The 16,554-nt window shown below is 40.2% G+C and carries 17 protein-coding genes and 3 tRNA genes; 13 read left to right on the top strand and 7 right to left on the bottom strand.

What is annotated here, in order from left to right; all coding sequences use genetic code 11:
• Positions 1–15 precede the first annotated feature (15 nt).
• Complete coding sequence (anmK, locus tag M5X66_RS07130; RefSeq protein WP_270103966.1) at positions 16–1,140, bottom strand: anhydro-N-acetylmuramic acid kinase; 1,125 nt, start codon at positions 1,138–1,140, stop codon at positions 16–18.
• A 525-nt stretch (positions 1,141–1,665) separates the two neighbouring features.
• Here anmK and M5X66_RS07125 point away from each other — a divergent pair.
• Positions 1,666–2,133 (top strand): glycine zipper 2TM domain-containing protein, encoded by a 468-nt coding sequence (locus M5X66_RS07125; protein WP_036953512.1) that lies wholly within the window; start codon positions 1,666–1,668, stop codon positions 2,131–2,133.
• Positions 2,134–2,588: 455 nt separating this feature from the next.
• Here M5X66_RS07125 and slyA read toward each other — a convergent pair whose 3' ends face one another.
• Together slyA and M5X66_RS07115 are read right to left on the bottom strand one after the other, a co-directional pair.
• On the bottom strand, positions 2,589–3,023 hold the full coding sequence (gene slyA / locus M5X66_RS07120; RefSeq protein WP_036953515.1) for a transcriptional regulator SlyA: 435 nt from the start codon (positions 3,021–3,023) through the stop codon (positions 2,589–2,591).
• A gap of 507 nt (positions 3,024–3,530) precedes the next feature.
• Positions 3,531–3,770, bottom strand: coding sequence for a DUF1289 domain-containing protein (locus M5X66_RS07115; RefSeq protein WP_036953518.1), 240 nt, complete (start codon positions 3,768–3,770; stop codon positions 3,531–3,533).
• A gap of 184 nt (positions 3,771–3,954) precedes the next feature.
• Between M5X66_RS07115 and gloA the strand changes: the two genes are divergently transcribed.
• Both gloA and rnt read left to right on the top strand, forming a co-directional pair.
• A complete protein-coding gene (gloA, locus tag M5X66_RS07110; RefSeq protein ID WP_036953521.1) occupies positions 3,955–4,362 on the top strand; it encodes a lactoylglutathione lyase in 408 nt (135 codons plus the stop codon).
• 128 nt (positions 4,363–4,490) lie between these two features.
• Positions 4,491–5,135: a ribonuclease T gene (rnt, locus tag M5X66_RS07105; protein ID WP_036953524.1), complete on the top strand. Its 645-nt coding sequence runs from the start codon at positions 4,491–4,493 to the stop codon at positions 5,133–5,135.
• Positions 5,136–5,225: 90 nt separating this feature from the next.
• Here rnt and M5X66_RS07100 read toward each other — a convergent pair whose 3' ends face one another.
• Entirely contained in the window at positions 5,226–5,573 is a 348-nt protein-coding gene (locus M5X66_RS07100) for a Grx4 family monothiol glutaredoxin (protein ID WP_036953526.1), read from the bottom strand.
• Between the two features lie 599 nt (positions 5,574–6,172).
• Between M5X66_RS07100 and sodB the strand changes: the two genes are divergently transcribed.
• Positions 6,173–6,751 carry a superoxide dismutase [Fe] gene (sodB, locus tag M5X66_RS07095; RefSeq protein ID WP_036953529.1) on the top strand — a complete coding sequence of 193 codons (579 nt, stop codon included), beginning with the start codon at positions 6,173–6,175 and terminating at the stop codon, positions 6,749–6,751.
• 88 nt (positions 6,752–6,839) lie between these two features.
• Here sodB and cydH read toward each other — a convergent pair whose 3' ends face one another.
• Positions 6,840–6,923: a cytochrome bd-I oxidase subunit CydH gene (gene cydH, locus M5X66_RS18860; RefSeq protein WP_108479009.1), complete on the bottom strand. Its 84-nt coding sequence runs from the start codon at positions 6,921–6,923 to the stop codon at positions 6,840–6,842.
• Positions 6,924–7,190: 267 nt separating this feature from the next.
• On the opposite strand from cydH, the gene purR reads away from it, so the two are divergent.
• Complete coding sequence (gene purR, locus M5X66_RS07090) at positions 7,191–8,216, top strand: HTH-type transcriptional repressor PurR (protein WP_006660078.1); 1,026 nt, start codon at positions 7,191–7,193, stop codon at positions 8,214–8,216.
• Positions 8,217–8,231: 15 nt separating this feature from the next.
• On the opposite strand, the gene punR is transcribed toward purR, so the two are convergent.
• A complete protein-coding gene (punR, locus tag M5X66_RS07085; RefSeq protein ID WP_036953532.1) occupies positions 8,232–9,137 on the bottom strand; it encodes a DNA-binding transcriptional activator PunR in 906 nt (301 codons plus the stop codon).
• 122 nt (positions 9,138–9,259) lie between these two features.
• Here punR and punC point away from each other — a divergent pair, with 122 nt between their 5' ends.
• The 3 genes from punC to M5X66_RS07070 all read left to right on the top strand — a co-directional run bounded on the left by punC (position 9,260) and on the right by M5X66_RS07070 (position 11,709).
• A complete protein-coding gene (punC, locus tag M5X66_RS07080) occupies positions 9,260–10,483 on the top strand; it encodes a purine nucleoside transporter PunC (RefSeq protein ID WP_036953535.1) in 1,224 nt (407 codons plus the stop codon).
• A 173-nt stretch (positions 10,484–10,656) separates the two neighbouring features.
• A complete protein-coding gene (locus tag M5X66_RS07075) occupies positions 10,657–11,412 on the top strand; it encodes a helix-turn-helix transcriptional regulator (RefSeq protein ID WP_036953538.1) in 756 nt (251 codons plus the stop codon).
• Positions 11,413–11,436: 24 nt separating this feature from the next.
• Positions 11,437–11,709, top strand: a complete 273-nt coding sequence (locus M5X66_RS07070) for a putative quinol monooxygenase (RefSeq protein ID WP_036953541.1) — start codon at positions 11,437–11,439, stop codon at positions 11,707–11,709.
• Positions 11,710–11,790: 81 nt separating this feature from the next.
• On the opposite strand, the gene M5X66_RS07065 is transcribed toward M5X66_RS07070, so the two are convergent.
• Positions 11,791–12,468 carry a riboflavin synthase subunit alpha gene (locus M5X66_RS07065; protein WP_154599989.1) on the bottom strand — a complete coding sequence of 226 codons (678 nt, stop codon included), beginning with the start codon at positions 12,466–12,468 and terminating at the stop codon, positions 11,791–11,793.
• A 282-nt stretch (positions 12,469–12,750) separates the two neighbouring features.
• Between M5X66_RS07065 and M5X66_RS07060 the strand changes: the two genes are divergently transcribed.
• The 5 genes from M5X66_RS07060 to pykF all read left to right on the top strand — a co-directional run bounded on the left by M5X66_RS07060 (position 12,751) and on the right by pykF (position 16,458).
• Positions 12,751–14,124: an MATE family efflux transporter gene (locus M5X66_RS07060; RefSeq protein ID WP_036953546.1), complete on the top strand. Its 1,374-nt coding sequence runs from the start codon at positions 12,751–12,753 to the stop codon at positions 14,122–14,124.
• A gap of 159 nt (positions 14,125–14,283) precedes the next feature.
• Positions 14,284–14,360 (top strand) — tRNA-Val (locus M5X66_RS07055).
• Between the two features lie 41 nt (positions 14,361–14,401).
• A tRNA-Val gene (locus M5X66_RS07050) sits at positions 14,402–14,478 on the top strand.
• 42 nt (positions 14,479–14,520) lie between these two features.
• Positions 14,521–14,597 (top strand) — tRNA-Val (locus tag M5X66_RS07045).
• 448 nt (positions 14,598–15,045) lie between these two features.
• Complete coding sequence (gene pykF / locus M5X66_RS07040) at positions 15,046–16,458, top strand: pyruvate kinase PykF (protein ID WP_036950412.1); 1,413 nt, start codon at positions 15,046–15,048, stop codon at positions 16,456–16,458.
• The last annotated feature ends 96 nt before the right edge of the window (positions 16,459–16,554 follow it).

The raw sequence follows: 16,554 nt of genomic DNA, 5'->3' as shown, positions 1-16,554 counted from the left end.
TGTCCTTTCAAGCGGTTATTTTATATCAACATTCGCGGGGTATATCGCACCTAATATACTGTCTCTGCTTGCGCCCGTTACTGATGCAAGGCTACCTGATAAGCCTGAAACTGTGCGAGCGGCAAGCCAAGCAAATGCCAGTGCTTCCATATCATCACCACTCAGCCCATATTTATCACTTGGCGCGACTTCAATCCCCGGCAGTAATGTTGCTAATCGCAACATTAAGAATTTATTTTGAGCGCCGCCGCCACAAACAATTAATCGCTCGCAGCCACCACATAACTTAACTTGATCCACTATAGATACGGCAGTCAATTCACACAATGTTGCTTGAACGTCTTCAGGAGATAGCAATTTAAAATGCGCCAAATGCTGCTCTAGCCATTGCATATTAAAATATTCACGCCCAGTACTTTTAGGAGCTGAACGTTTAAAATAGCTATCATTAAGCATCGCATTTAATAATGCCTGATTCACCGTTCCCGTTTTTGCCCATTCACCATCTTTATCATACGCTTGTTGCTTGTTACGCCAGACCCAAGTGTCCATTAACATATTACCAGGCCCTGTGTCATAGCCTTTTACATATGCATTTGGCAGCAATGCAGTAACATTAGCAATCCCGCCAATGTTAATCACTATACGTTTTTCAGTCGGATGCCCTAATACGGCTAAATGAAATGCAGGAACTAGCGGAGCACCTTGTCCACCATAAGCCATGTCTCTGCGGCGAAAATCCCCCACAGTCGTTATTCCCGTTAATGCCGCTATGCGATTGTTATCACCAATCTGCATAGTAAATGGTGTTTCACTATCAGGTTCATGCCAAACCGTTTGCCCGTGACAACCAATCGCAATAATATCTTCGGGAGATAGACCCGTTTGATGAAGCAGCTGATTAATGGCATCGGCATATATTGTGCCAAGTTCTCTGTCTATTTTTCCCAATTCAGAAAGTGTTGTTTCTTGCCCTTGGCAAATATTGAGAATGCGCTTTTTCAGCTCAATCGGAAATGCGGCGCTCAAGCTAGCTTGCTCTGCAACAAACTTATCATTAATTGCAGCTAATACGACATCAACACCATCTAGGCTGGTTCCTGACATAACACCGATATAGCGACCCGATTTAATCATCATTATTCCCTTTAACGTGTCTATTCACTCAATGAGATAAACTAGGAAAGATTGTGCTTTTAGAGAAAAATTTGTCAACTGATCGATTCAATTTCTCGTAGCGCTTCGCAGGAATAATAAATAATTGATAGAAGAGATGAAAATAGTGAGCAAAATAGCAACAATGAGTCACTTTGCTATCTCTCATTTTTTTAAATTTGATTTATAATGGTTCATTCTGTAATTATCTGCTACACCTTAAGGTGAGTAGTTTTTATTACAGGTGAAAATCCCCTATTTAGCCTTTGCCATAAATTGATGTTCTAAAATAGTCAAAAAATAGATGATTCTTTAGCAAAGGGTGCCTTGAATTGGGATTTTGGGTGGAATTTGAGATATTTTACCTAGTGTTGATGAATTATTTAATTCAAAATTAGTAGTCTAGGCTCTGTTATCTAAAACAAATTTTTGATGTTGTTGTGCTTATGGTAAGAACAAATCTTCGATGCTACGTTACTGCCACGAACAGCAAGTCTCATAGGAGTTATTATGCTTAAGAAAGTTTTTGTAGGTGTTGCTGCGGTTGTTGCGTTATCTGGCTGTGTCAATACAAGTACGCTTTCTGGTGATACTATTTCAGCTCAAGATGCTAAACAAGTCCAAACTGTGACTTATGGTACCGTACTCAATGCACGCCCAGTTACCATTCAAGCGGGTGAAGATGGTAACGTAATTGGAGCAATTGGTGGTGCAGTTATCGGTGGTCTATTAGGCAATACCGTCGGTGGCGGTACTGGTAAAACGCTAGCAACAGCAGCTGGTGCAATCGCGGGTGGTTTAGCGGGTCAACAAGCACAAGGTGCCCTAAATAAAAGCCAAGGTGTGCAGCTTGAAATCCGTTTAGACAGTGGTAAAAACATTGTTGTGGTTCAGAAACAAGATCCTGCCGCTTTCCGTGTAGGTCAGCGTGTTATGATCGCAAACAGTGGAAATACAGTGACTGTGTCACCTCGATAATTTGACATAAGCTCAAGATAAAATGCGTTCACCGACTAATTAATCGATGAACGCATTTTTTATTTAAATCATAATTAGCGTTTTACTTTTTAGCTTATTAATAATGCTTTTTATCGAATCTGAGCTCTTTACTATCTTTTTGTCTATGAGTTCCATTGCGGGAATTTATTAAATTTTTGTGATTGATATCATTCAAGTAAAATCTAATTTATACAATTTGAATTCTCTATCTTTCTTGAGCCACATTTTTTATTCATATTTCTACACCTTAATATCCCATATATCTAAAAATTAACTCATAGTAGTGAAATACAAAGCCGCCTCACATAATAAAACCATGTAACTAGATAGAAGTACATATTATGTGAATGGTGGCTATAATTATTAGATTAATATATATTTATGCGAATTACATTCATAGAATGAAAAATCAATTATAAAATACAATTATTAGTCTATGAATCATTCTGTAAGCGTAGAATATTTTTCTCCAATCTTAGCAGTAATAAAGATAACTGACTTAGTTCATCATGACTAATATTACTTAAAATTTCTGTCCGAGTATTATTAATCACTTGATCAACCGTTTTGATGAAAGGCTCCGATTCCTCTGTGAGTTTGATTCTCTTAGCACGTCGGTCATTCGCACATGTATGACGAGAAATGAGCCTTTTTTCTTCTAATTGATCTAATGTTCTGACCAAGGAAGGTTGCTCAATACCAATTGCCTTTGCCAATTGAATCTGCGACTGCTCGGGCGGTAACTGGCTAATATTATGCAGTGTTACCCAATGTGTTTGCGTGAGTTTAAGTGGTTTGAGGCGATAGTCAATCAATGCTCGCCACATACGGACTACACGAGATAATTCAGTTCCAATTTGAGATTCCAATTTACCCTCCTTTATATAATTATAATGTCTAAAAAATATACCAAATACATATTATTTTTTGAATTATATATTAACTCCCTTTTATCTTTACAACCTTTTATTGAGCCAATACCTCATAAATACCTATATATAGTGAGCATCAATAAATCATTGAGTGATATACATCTTACTTTCCTCCATGATTTTTCATATAAAAACAATATAATCACTTAATAAGACAACCTATCAATTATCTTATTAATAAGAATAGCCTTACTCTTCTTTCGAATCTATCTATTTTAACCCTTATAGTAATTACAACTAACAATAAAAAATGCAATATCAAATAAACCCTTAAAAAACAAAGTAATATAGTTATTCTTAAAATTATGTCATTTACAGTTGATTTAAATGAACTTCATCATCATTTTGAATAAATAAAATTTTATTGAAATGTAACTATTGGAATTAATCTAAATGAATTAATTTTTGATTGAATTATCTTATTTTTAATAGTTTGATTATCAATCAAAATAGAGGTTGTTGAGGATCATTCATCTCTTCTTGAGCCACTTTCTTATTATTTAATCTTAAAAATCGCTGGCGACATAAACGGATGACATGACGTTTTTCTGCGTTAGTTAGCTGCAACCAACCAAAACGTTCATCTCGGGTTCGATAACAACCACGGCAATATCCCTGCTCGTTGGTCTGGCATATCCCACGGCAAGGGCTTGGAATATCAAAAAACTCAAGTTGTTCTGCCATCGTTAACCACCCGTAATATAAACATAAAATTATGATATACTCCCTCGAATTGAGTATAGCCATGATATGACTAAAAAATAAACCTCAATCGCTGTATTTAGTCATATTGCCACGTTATATTAATAGATAAATCGATTCGACTTTAAGCATTATTGCCTGAAGAATTTATAGGGAAACTACTATTATGCGCTTACTACATACCATGCTCCGTGTTACCGACATGCAACGCTCCGTTGATTTTTATACCAAAGTATTAGGTATGCGCTTACTGCGCACGAGCGAAAATACAGAATACAAATATTCTTTAGCGTTTGTCGGTTACAGCGATGAAAGTGAAGGTGCTGTTATCGAGTTAACTTATAACTGGGGCGTAACAGAATATGACTTAGGTAATGCTTATGGTCATATTGCATTAGGTGTTGATAATGTTGCTAAAACCTGTGAAGACATTCGTCAAGCAGGTGGAAATATCACTCGTGAAGCTGGTCCAGTCAAAGGTGGTACAACCGTTATCGCATTTGTTGAAGATCCAGATGGCTATAAAATTGAGCTCATCGAAAATAAAAGTGCGAGCAAAGGATTAGGAAATTAATCCCTCACATACATTTTATATTTTAGGTGGTGATAACCATCACCTAAAATATCTTCAGTATCTACCTGCAAAAATGCATTCCCTTTGGCATAATGAAAGCCAACCAGAAACTGTAAATTGAAAGCCTAATGTCTGAAAAAAATAACCCTAACTCACTGGTTAACCGCTTCCGGGGTTACTACCCTGTCGTTATAGATGTTGAAACTGGTGGGTTCAACCCTAAAACTGATGGTCTATTAGAGATAGCGGCCATTACACTCAAAATGGACAAAGATGGCTGGCTAGCCATTGATGAAACGCTGCATTTTCATGTAGAACCATTTGAAGGTGCGAATTTGGAGCCCTCTGCACTGGAGTTCACAGGCATTGACCCCACGAACCCCCTACGTGGTGCAGTGAGTGAATATGAAGCATTACATGCCATTTTTAAAACAATTCGAAAAGGTATGAAGAATACCGATTGCAATCGCGCGATCATGGTGGCTCATAACGCAAATTTTGATCACAGCTTTGTTATGAATGCGGCAGAACGCTCTGGGTTAAAACGTAACCCATTTCATCCCTTCGCAACCTTTGATACCGCCGCACTGAGTGGATTAGTTTTTGGACAAACCATTCTTGCAAAAGCTTGTGTCACCGCAGGTATTCCATTTGATGGCAAGCAAGCCCACGGTGCCCTATACGATACTAACCGTACCGCGCTATTATTTTGCGAGTTAGTCAATAAATGGAAAAAATTAGGTGGATGGCCACTACCTAGTGAGCCTCAATAACCTCGCCCCCTAAAAACAAAAAAACCGTATTAGTTTTAGGCTAATACGGTTTTCATCAATATAAGCATTAAAGCCTATTCAACCATTTAATTACTCAGTGATGGTTTCATCTGCTGGACGGTATTTGTCTGCAGTTTCTTTGATCAGAGCTTGTAATTCGCCGCGTTGGAACATCTCAACGATAATGTCACAACCGCCAACTAACTCACCATCAACCCATAACTGTGGGAATGTTGGCCAATTAGCATATTTTGGTAGCTCTGCACGAATATCTGGGTTTTGTAAAATATCAACGTAAGCAAAACGCTCACCGCAAGAAGACAGAGCTTGAACAGCTTGAGCAGAAAAACCGCAGCTAGGCAGTTTTGGAGAGCCTTTCATGTATAATAAGATTGGATTTTCTTTAACTTGGCGCTCAATTTTTTCGATAGTTGTCATTTTATATCCTAAAACGTGGGTGCTGATTTTGCAGTCACTGAGCCACTTTGAATCATTTGCAAGGCAACTCATTAGACAGAACACATTGACCGGTGTAATCGCCGGCATAGTCAAAACATCGCAAATTGTTCCGTGATTGTTTCATACAATATGCCAGTTTTATAAGGTGAATACTATAGCACTCCTATTTGCTGTACTCAAAAGGTGAAAAGCAAATAGCAACGTTTTCTTTTTACTATAAAAAATTCACTCTGGGTGTTTTTGCCGTGTAATCATGAGAGTTATTTGTTAATATATTAGCAAATTAATAACACTTGATGTATTTCCCTGCTCTTCAATGACAATAACGACACGCAGTGGAATAATTATTATGCAACTTACTAACAATTAAGGCATAAATAGCATCATGGAACAGGTTTTTTCTTACTGTAACCTGTATTCTGTTATGATAAATCATGACTTACAATGCGGCGCAATAGCTCACCACGGCTCGACGTCACTACACTAGAAGTAGATTAATTAATAGAAGTACATTTAATTTCGCTCATTTTACGAGCAAACACCCTAAACACTGAATAAAAGCAATCAAGGAGTACGCAATGTCTTTTGAATTACCAGCTCTACCTTATGCTAAAGATGCTTTAGAACCTCATATCTCTGCTGAAACCTTAGAATACCACTACGGTAAGCACCACAACACTTATGTTGTTAACCTGAATAACCTGATCAAAGGCACTAAATTTGAAGGTCTGTCTTTAGAAGAAATCATTAAAACTTCTGAAGCTGGCGTATTCAATAACGCGGCTCAAGTTTGGAACCACACTTTCTACTGGCACTGCTTGGCTCCAAATGCAGGTGGCGAGCCAACCGGTAAAGTTGCAGAAGCTATCAACAAAGCATTCGGTTCATTTGCTCAGTTCAAAGAGCAATTCACTGATGCCGCAGTTAAAAACTTCGGTGCAGGTTGGACTTGGTTAGTGAAGAAAGCAGATGGCAGCCTGGCTATCGTTAACACGTCTAACGCGGCAACACCAATTTCTGGTGACGATAAGCCAGTTCTGACTGTTGATATCTGGGAACACGCATACTACATCGACTACCGTAACGCACGTCCAAAATACTTAGAAAACTTCTGGGCGTTAGTTAACTGGAAATTTGTTGAAGAAAATCTGGCTTAATTTTAGTTCAGATCTAAAATGACTAAGGGCGAGTATAATACTCGCCCTTAATTATTTCTCATCCTTAGTAGATAGGATGGAAATGAAATCAGAAAATGTGCACAGCAAACAAAATAATTACAGCTAAAGAGCCAAACGCAGCTAGCAATCCATATTTAAAATCTGTATCCATGAGACCCTCTCATATAAAGAAATTGAATTATCAAATAACCATAAAATAAAAAGGTTATTTCAGTATACATGCACAAAAACGTAAAACCAGTGTCTATATCACATGTTATAACATCAATTATTTCTTTCGTTTTTGCGCTAGATCAGACAAAATCGACAACAAATCGCTAAATTATTGCCAGCAAAGGTACTATGCATCAATATGCAGGTAATTATTTAACTAGAATTATTTTAGAGACCAAGTTTTGGTTAGGAGTTTTTTCTTCTCATGGCAACAATTAAAGATGTGGCGAAACGTGCGGGCGTCTCTACCACAACCGTCTCCCATGTTATCAACAAGACGCGTTTTGTCGCTGATGATACAAAAACAGCCGTTTGGGCCGCCATCAAAGAGCTCAATTATTCTCCGAGTGCGGTTGCGCGTAGTTTAAAAGTCAACCACACCAAATCAATTGGTCTGTTGGCAACATCAAGTGAAGCCCCCTATTTCGCAGAAGTGATCGAGTCTGTCGAGAATAGTTGCTATGAGAAAGGCTATACTCTAATTTTATGTAACTCTCACAATAACTTAGGTAAGCAAAAAGCGTACTTGCAAATGTTGGCACAAAAACGTGTCGATGGGCTACTTGTGATGTGTTCAGAATACCCTGACACCTTGATAGGTATGTTGGAAGATTACCGAAATATCCCAATGGTCGTCATGGACTGGGGTACCTCTCGCGGGGATTTCACTGACAGTATTATTGATAACTCTTTCCACGGTGGTTACTTAGCGGGTCGTTACCTTATTGACCGTGGTCACCGTGAAATTGGCGTGATCCCTGGCTCTCTCGAAAGAAATACAGGTATTGGGCGTTTAACCGGCTTCAAAAAAGCCATGGAAGAAGCCAAAGTCACATTAAAAGATGAATGGATTGTTCAAGGGGATTTCGAGCCAGAATCAGGCTATAAAGCGATGATGCAGATCCTCAGTAACAAGCACCGCCCAACGGCAGTCTTCTGTGGTGGAGACATCATGGCGATGGGGGCAATCTGTGCGGCTGACGAGATGGGATTACGTGTCCCTCAAGATATTTCCATTATTGGTTATGATAACGTGCGTAATGCACGCTATTTCACGCCTGCATTAACCACAATTCACCAGCCAAAAGAGCGTTTAGGTCAAATGGCGTTTGCGATGTTGCTCGATCGTATTGTGAATAAACGCGAAGATGCGCAAACGATTGAAGTTCATCCGCGTTTAGTTGAGCGCCGTTCCGTGGCTGACGGTCCATTTATTGATTATCGCCGCTAAGTCTACCTCAGCACATTAGCTCGCAAACCACTCCGCGTTGAGCGTTTCGCTATCACCAAGATAGTCAAGAAGCCATCTCAACGCTGGAGATGTATCATTCTCAACCCACGTTAAGCAGCAAGGGCTTTCAGGAAACGGCTGTGCTAATTTCAGCTCAACAAGCTTGCCTTCTGCACACAATGGCGCTGCACGGTGCTCAGGAACCATTCCCACACACAGGCCATTTTCCAAACACGCTAAACCACTTTCCCAGTAAGGCACAACTAAGCGACGTTGGTTATCCAGCGCCCAAGTATCTCTTTTCGGTAAGCTTCTTGAGGTATCTTCTAAGCACAAACTTGGATATTCACGCATTTGATCATCTGTCAGTTTGCCCTGAATTTTTGCTAATGGGTGATCGGGGCTCGCAACACAACGCCATGACATAAAGCCCATATCACGGAAGCTATAGCGCTCTCCAATTGGTGAAGCACGGGTCGCTCCAATCGCAACATCCACACGTCCATCGGCTAAAGCATCCCAAACTCCATTAAACACTTCAGGGTGGATATACAGTTCAATATCAGGGAAATGACGATAAAAATCCAAAATCAGCTGTTCCGTACGCTGCGGTTTTACGATGCAATCAACAGCAATACTGAACTGTCCGCGCCATCCATTGGCGACTTGTTGGCATTGATGTCGAGTATCAATCATTTTTTTGATAACACTTCGACTTTCTTTAATAAAGATAGCCCCGGCTTCCGTCAATACCACATCACGGTGACGACGTTCGAATAGCGGAACTGCTAACCATTCTTCGACTTGTTTTACTGTGTAGCTGATCGCTGAAGGGACTCGATGCAGCTCATCCGCAGCACCACTAAAGCTTCCCGTTCGAGCAACTGCGTCTATGACTTCAAGTGCATGAGCTGACCACATTTTCTTTCCTTTCAAATTATTTGATAGCAGAGTCCAAATATTACCGTTTCACAACGTAAAAAAATAGCCTATACAATAAGATAACTATCAACATTATTTTAAATATAGATTAAGCAAAAACTATGACAAATACTGCGACAAAAAACTCCTCTGGATTTTTGATTTATCTTGCTGGCCTAAGCATGCTGGGGTTTTTAGCCATCGATATGTATCTGCCTGCCTTTGGTTCAATGCAAACAACCTTAAATACGACTGAAGGCGCTATCAGCGCATCATTAAGTATCTTTCTAGCGGGCTTCGCGTTTGCCCAGCTATTATGGGGACCCCTTTCAGATAAATTAGGACGCAAACCTATCCTCATTGTTGGGCTTTCGCTGTTCATTATTAGCTGTCTAGCAATGATTTGGGTCACCGATGCCACTCAGTTATTAATCCTTCGATTCTTGCAGGCCGTTGGCGTTTGTTCTGCTGCGGTTTTATGGCAGGCCCTCGTTATCGACCGCTATAACGAAGCTGATACCCAAAAAGTATTTGCCTCTATTATGCCTTTAGTGGCGCTTTCTCCTGCATTAGCACCACTTTTAGGTGCCTGGGTGCTTGAACACAAAAACTGGGAATTTATCTTCATCGTGCTGATGATGGTGGGCGTTTTACTCCTGCTACCGACTTTGATGCTAAAAAAAGTGGCACCGAAAGTCATCGCAGAAGAAAACCAGCCACAAACCAAAGTTTCCTTTGCTACCTTGCTAAGCTCCCCTGTTTTCAGTGGTAACGTACTTGTGTACGCAGCATGTAGCGCTGGCTTTTTTGCATGGCTAACGGGTTCGCCGTTTATTCTACGCAATATGGGATTTAACCCTGCGGATATCGGCCTGAGTTATATTCCTCAAACACTGGCATTTATTGTCGGGGGATACGGCTGCCGCTTCGTATTAGCTAAAGTTCGCGCTGAAACGTTGTTCCCAATCTTGCTAGCGGGTTATGCCGTTAGTATGATTATTCTCTTTGTGATGGCGATTTATACGCAGCCAACATTAACCATGATTTTGGTTCCATTTTGCTTTATGGCAGCAATGAACGGAGCATCATACCCAATTGCAGTCGCCAAAGCCCTCAATACGTTCCCATCTGCTAGTGGTAAGGCTGCTGCACTACAAAATGCGTTACAGTTAGGGTTATGTTTCTTAGCCAGTTTATTAGTGTCTGCTCTTACATTTGACCCTTTACTCGCTACAACTGGTGTGATGGCATTTACTGTAATCCCAATGATTATAGGCTATTTCATGCAGCGTTGTGCCAGCAAATCCAATAATGCGATTAAGCACACTGAATATCAGCATGACTAATCGTTAGTTAACATTATTTTTTGGCATCATAAAAATCAGTTCCGTTACTATTATTAATAACGGAACTGATTTTTAATAAATACGTTATTTGGTTAATATATCGTTTATAGAGTTAATTTTTTCCCTATAACACGCTATTATTAGCATATTCAATTATGACGTTTTGAAGAGCTATGCTGAAACAGTATTATCCTCCTGATGAATTAAAAGAATTTGTTAGTTCAGTTTTGATTATCAAGAAATTTACTGATGCTATTAAGATCTTCCCAGGCACAGGTGCTGAAATATGGGTTTCGACTGAAAATATCAGTATGTCGACTCACGAACATACATCCGTCAATCCATTTCAGTTAATCATCCCCAGAGTCAATATATTTACGGCTATCCCGAATAATGCCAGCGTGATGGTTCTACGTATTCGCCACGATGCCCTACGTTTTTTACTTCCCCAACGCACGTTAAATTATACGGATATCCCTACTCCGCTTAGCCAAGTTTGGAGTGATAACTGGTTTAAAGCATTGGCCAATTCTTCTTTTAAAGAGTTGAATTCGTGTTTTTATGTCACTAAAGCAACAAAAAAAAACCATTTTATTGACCAAGTTATCGATTCCCTTTATCGCAATCCAAATAAAAAAATTACCGAAATTGCCGATGATATTGGCTACAGCGCACGCTTAGTTCAAAAAGAGTTTTTAAAAGAATTTGGGATCACGCCAAAACGGTACCAGATCAATTGTCGCTTAGAGCAAGTGATGAAAACCATGGTAAAGGAACAAGATACTTATCGTTGGTTTGAAACGGGTTATTATGATCAATCCCACTTTTATCGCGATTTTAAGCGTTACTTTACCATGACACCGTCGGCGTTTTTAAAGTCAAATTATTCGCTTTTTTACAATACAAAAACAAAGTCTCCATTAAGATAGTTCTGAGTACATAAGGAGAATGGTATGAGTATTGTTGTATATGCCCAAATCACTACCGAAAAAAAGGACGGGTATTTAACGAAGAAAATCGTTAGCGAAATTGCCAAACGCAGCCGGATGGAAAAAGGATGTTTGCAGTATGACCTGATGGCAAAAGAAAATGGCTACATTGTGTTTGAAGAGTGGGAAAATGCACAAGCATTAGAAATGTATCAAAAAAGCGCTCATTTCAAACAACTTGTTGACGCGATTGAACGTGACAATGCCATTTTTTCGGTCAATTTTAGTGAGAAGTAATAGAATATTCCGGTGAATTTATTACCTACCGATTCAACAGATTATAGCTCTGCATAGAGCTATAATCTTATCAGGTCAAAACTAGATTGACGATTTTTCGCTATCTACTGAGTCATCACTCTCTTGTTTCTGCTTCAATAACATTTCTTGTTCTTTCTGATGCAAAACACGCTCAACAGTATCAACAATAGCTTGAGTTTGTGGGTCAATCTCAATGTTGACTTTATGACCCAGTCGTTTGCTACCCAGTGTTGTTCTCGCCAACGTTTCTGGGATCAAATGCACGCAGAAACGGTTGTTGATAACATCTCCGACCGTTAAGCTGATTCCATCAATCGCCACAAATCCCTTATGCAAGATATACTTCATCAAGGCTTTATCATAAATAGATAGCCAAACTTGATGATTATCTTCAGAGGTGAAAATCTTACTAATTTCTGCAGTGGTTACAATATGACCCGAAACCACATGTCCGCCAATTTCATCACCATATTTCGCAGCACGTTCAATATTAACCACATCCCCTTCTTTTAAGTCACCTAAATTAGTGAGGCGCAATGTTTCTTTGATTAAATCAAAGCTAACATTCTCCCCCTCAATTTTAGTCACCGTTAAACAGCAACCGTTATGCGCAACGGATGCACCGGTTTCTAAACCCACTAATAATTCTGGCGTGAATTTCATGACATGAGTACGGAAATTAGCTCTTTCCGTGATTGAGATAATTGGAGCGGTTCCTTGAACAATGCCTGTAAACATAATGACTCTCAGTGCAGTGAATTAATGAACTCAGTTTACCTAAGAATTTTCAGAGATCTATCTTATTTGAGTGGTTATATTTATGCTGCCATCACAAAACATTTAAACGGTTTCTATACTAATCTGCTGTTTTATTATTCTTATCTATAACTATGTTGGATTGGTTACATAAAAGAGATAGAATAAGGGGTTAGCATTAACTATCTGATTTTTTAGTAAATCATAGATTTTCATTCCGCTTTTTTCTTTTTTTAATTCGAAACTTATTGTGAAGGTGTATGCGTGCAGAAATATATTACAGAAGCGCGTAGCTTGTTGGCTCTCGGTATCCCTATCTTCTTTGCCCAATTTTCCCAAACCGCCATGGGGTTTGTGGACACCATCATGGCGGGAAGTGTTAGCGAAATCGAAATGTCAGCTGTGGCTGTTGGTTTTTCTATTTGGTTGCCTGCTATTTTATTAGGGCAAGGTATTCTCATGGCGCTCACGCCAATCATCGCTCAAATGAACGGTTCAGGTCGCAGAAACCTAATTGGCGACCAAGTTCAACAAGGCTTGTGGCTAGCCTTTATTTTAGGCGTTAGTATCATGTTACTGTTATATAACAGTAAATTGATCATTAGCAACATGCCTCATATTGACCAAGAGTTAGCCGATAAATCGGTTCGTTTCCTACACGCGATTATGTGGGGAGCCCCAGGTTACCTATTTTATCAAGTGTACCGTAGCCAGTGTGAAGGGTTATCAAAAACCAAACCTGGCATGGTTATTGGCTTTCTTGGCTTGATGGTCAATATTCCAGTGAACTATATCTTCATTTATGGTCACTTTGGAGCACCTGCCTTAGGTGGTGTTGGTTGCGGCGTGGCGACAGCAACGGTGTATTGGGCAATGTGCCTGATGATGAGATGGTATGTTAAACACGCACCAAATCAGAGAGATATTCGCCCTGCTCAGCCATTAGGCGCACCAAATCCAGATATCCTGAAACGCATTATTGTGCTCGGAACACCGATTGGATTAGCGCTGTTTTTTGAGGTTACCCTGTTTGCGGTTGTTGCCCTATTGGTCGCTCCTTTAGGCGTTGTTGCGGTCGCGGGTCACCAAGTAGCGCTTAACTTTAGTTCTGTGATGTTTATGTTCCCATTATCAATGGGTATCGCTGTCACCATTCGAGTTGGCTATAACTTGGGACGTCAATCTACCGATGCCGCAAAAGTCTCTTCCTATACTGGTTTAGCGGTAGGATTAAGTTTAGCTTGCTTAACGGCCATCTTTACCAGTACGTTCCGCGAACCTATCGCCATGATGTATAACAAGAATCCTGAAGTAGTTGTTTTAGCATCTAGCTTGATGCTCTATGCAGCGCTTTATCAGCTTTCAGATTCTATTCAAGTCATTGGTGCTGGTGTGTTACGTGGGTATAAAGATACTCGCTCAATCTTCTTTATTACCTTTACAGCATATTGGATTCTAGGTTTACCGTCTGGCTATGTTTTGGCGTTAACCGACTTCATTACCGAACCGATGGGGCCAAAAGGTTTCTGGTTAGGATTTATTATCGGGCTCACCGCGGCGGCTATTGGTATGGCAACACGAATTTTGTGGATCCATCGCCAACCTGACAGTGTCGTTTTATTACGTTCAACGCGATAATTGGCGTAATTTTCAGCATTTTATGGTAAGGCGGTAAATGTTTTTCTGCGAATAGTTTTAAATACGAGCAAACTCTCGCAAAATTACATTTTCCCCTTGCCAGATTGACAGCAGAACGTTAATATTCGTCCCCGTCGTTAGAGCAGTAATAATTGATATGCGTCCGTAGCTCAGTTGGTTAGAGCACCACCTTGACATGGTGGGGGTCGGTAGTTCGAGTCTACTCGGACGCACCATTTAAATTCATCACTAGCGACAAACAAAGTTTCACCTCAGTGCGTCCGTAGCTCAGTTGGTTAGAGCACCACCTTGACATGGTGGGGGTCGGTAGTTCGAGTCTACTCGGACGCACCATTTGAATTTGTTATCAGTGACAAACCAAAGCTTCATCTCAGTGCGTCCGTAGCTCAGTTGGTTAGAGCACCACCTTGACATGGTGGGGGTCGGTAGTTCGAGTCTACTCGGACGCACCATTCTACTTATTCCGAATCATTATTTATCCTGAGCCCTACTTACCCTGATTAAAGTGCTTTTTTCAAATATCATATTTATCTTGATTGTGATTTTGTTTTCCCTTATTTTGTTGCGCAACCCACTTTCAACTGAAAATCTCGCTGTTGTTTGATCTTAATTACTTCTGCATCAAATTTAGCAAAATTTGATTTGTCTCACAGTTTGATGTTGTTTATAATAACCCCACAAGCTGAAAGGTTTCAACAAAGACAAATCAGCATGTTAGCTTTAATGAAAAATGTCATCTACACTATAATAAGAGTCAAAAAGTGACGTTTTTTAAATAACCAGATTTTGAATACCAGACTGTCGCCTATTCTTATAAATGAGTTGCGCAACATAGACTATCTTGCGCATTAAGCATCGGCGGCAATACCGATTTCCTTTATAACCATTAGATAGACTGCCATGAAAAAAACCAAAATTGTTTGTACCATCGGTCCAAAAACCGAATCAGAAGAGAAATTAACTCAGTTATTGGATGCAGGCATGAACGTCATGCGCCTTAACTTCTCCCACGGTGACTATGAAGAACACGGTCAACGTATCAACAACCTCCGCTCTGTCTGTGCAAAAACCGGTAAACAAGCAGCTATTCTGCTGGACACTAAAGGTCCAGAAATCCGCACCATGAAACTGGAAGGCGGCAATGATGTTTCTCTCGTTGCAGGTCAAACTTTCACTTTCACAACAGATACTTCCGTTATCGGCAACCAAGAACGCGTTGCAGTCACTTACCCTGGCTTAACCAAAGACCTGAAAGTGGGTGACACCGTTTTAGTGGATGATGGTTTAATCGGGATGACCGTAACCAACATCACTGCAACTGAAGTCATTTGCCAAGTATTAAACAATGGCGATCTTGGTGAGAAAAAAGGTGTTAACTTACCGGGCGTTTCTATTGGCTTACCTGCTCTGGCAGAAAAAGATAAAGAAGACCTCGTTTTCGGTTGCCAACAAGGTGTCGACTTTGTTGCCGCTTCATTTATCCGTAAACGTTCAGACGTTGAAGAAATTCGCGCTCACCTGAAAAAACACGGTGGCGAGAATATTCAAATCATCTCTAAAATCGAAAACCAAGAAGGTTTAAATAACTTCGACGAAATTCTTGAAGCCTCTGACGGTATCATGGTTGCTCGTGGTGACTTAGGGGTTGAAATCCCGGTAGAAGAAGTTATCTTCGCCCAAAAAATGATGATTGAAAAATGTGTTAAAGCTCGCAAAGTCGTTATCACTGCGACTCAAATGCTAGATTCAATGATCAAAAACCCACGCCCTACCCGCGCAGAAGCTGGTGACGTTGCAAACGCCATCTTAGACGGTACAGATGCTGTTATGCTGTCTGGAGAAAGTGCGAAAGGTAAGTATCCAGTTGAAGCTGTGACTATCATGGCAACTATCTGTGAACGTACTGACCGCGTTATGCCAACGCGTATTGAAAATCAAAAACCAACCCAGCGCTTACGTGTGACTGAAGCTGTCTGCCGTGGTGCCGTTGAAATGTCTGAAAAACTGGACGTGCCATTAATCGTTGTCGCAACTTATGGTGGTAAATCCGCAAAATCAGTACGTAAATACTTCCCTACCGCACCGATTCTGGCTCTGACAACTAACGAAGAAACTGCTCGCCAGTTACTGTTAGTGAAAGGCGTTATTCCGATGATCGTGGGTCCTTTCGAATCCACAGATGATTTCTATCGTGAAGGAAAACGTGCAGCGTTGGAAAGTGGTTTAGCGGTTGAAGGTGATGCCGTCGTGATGGTATCCGGAGCATTAGTACAAAGTGGTACAACAAATACCTCATCAGTACATGTTCTGTAGTTGTCTTGCATCACAGTTGTCCTGCATAATCTAGCGTGACATTAACCCTATTGCTTCACGGCAGTAGGGTTTTTTATTATCTGGAATAACTGAAAT

Source organism: Providencia sp. PROV188 (assembly GCF_027595165.1).
Taxonomy (GTDB): domain Bacteria; phylum Pseudomonadota; class Gammaproteobacteria; order Enterobacterales; family Enterobacteriaceae; genus Providencia; species Providencia lanzhouensis.
The sequence above is the reverse complement of the archived record's forward strand: the minus strand, read 5'-3'. Positions and strand labels throughout refer to the sequence as shown.

Bases quoted from the DNA above. Each gene is read 5' to 3' on its own strand.
- M5X66_RS07125 (WP_036953512.1), top strand. From the start codon at position 1,666: ATGCTTAAGAAAGTTTTTGTAGGTGTTGCTGCGGTTGTTGCGTTATCT.
- anmK (WP_270103966.1), bottom strand. From the start codon at position 1,140: ATGATGATTAAATCGGGTCGCTATATCGGTGTTATGTCAGGAACCAGC.
- M5X66_RS07070 (WP_036953541.1), top strand. From the start codon at position 11,437: ATGAGTATTGTTGTATATGCCCAAATCACTACCGAAAAAAAGGACGGG.
- gloA (WP_036953521.1), top strand. From the start codon at position 3,955: ATGCGCTTACTACATACCATGCTCCGTGTTACCGACATGCAACGCTCC.
- M5X66_RS07115 (WP_036953518.1), bottom strand. From the start codon at position 3,770: ATGGCAGAACAACTTGAGTTTTTTGATATTCCAAGCCCTTGCCGTGGG.
- purR (WP_006660078.1), top strand. From the start codon at position 7,191: ATGGCAACAATTAAAGATGTGGCGAAACGTGCGGGCGTCTCTACCACA.
- sodB (WP_036953529.1), top strand. From the start codon at position 6,173: ATGTCTTTTGAATTACCAGCTCTACCTTATGCTAAAGATGCTTTAGAA.
- M5X66_RS07075 (WP_036953538.1), top strand. From the start codon at position 10,657: ATGCTGAAACAGTATTATCCTCCTGATGAATTAAAAGAATTTGTTAGT.
- M5X66_RS07065 (WP_154599989.1), bottom strand. From the start codon at position 12,468: ATGTTTACAGGCATTGTTCAAGGAACCGCTCCAATTATCTCAATCACG.
- pykF (WP_036950412.1), top strand. From the start codon at position 15,046: ATGAAAAAAACCAAAATTGTTTGTACCATCGGTCCAAAAACCGAATCA.
- punR (WP_036953532.1), bottom strand. From the start codon at position 9,137: ATGTGGTCAGCTCATGCACTTGAAGTCATAGACGCAGTTGCTCGAACG.
- cydH (WP_108479009.1), bottom strand. From the start codon at position 6,923: ATGGATACAGATTTTAAATATGGATTGCTAGCTGCGTTTGGCTCTTTA.
- rnt (WP_036953524.1), top strand. From the start codon at position 4,491: ATGTCTGAAAAAAATAACCCTAACTCACTGGTTAACCGCTTCCGGGGT.
- M5X66_RS07100 (WP_036953526.1), bottom strand. From the start codon at position 5,573: ATGACAACTATCGAAAAAATTGAGCGCCAAGTTAAAGAAAATCCAATC.
- punC (WP_036953535.1), top strand. From the start codon at position 9,260: ATGACAAATACTGCGACAAAAAACTCCTCTGGATTTTTGATTTATCTT.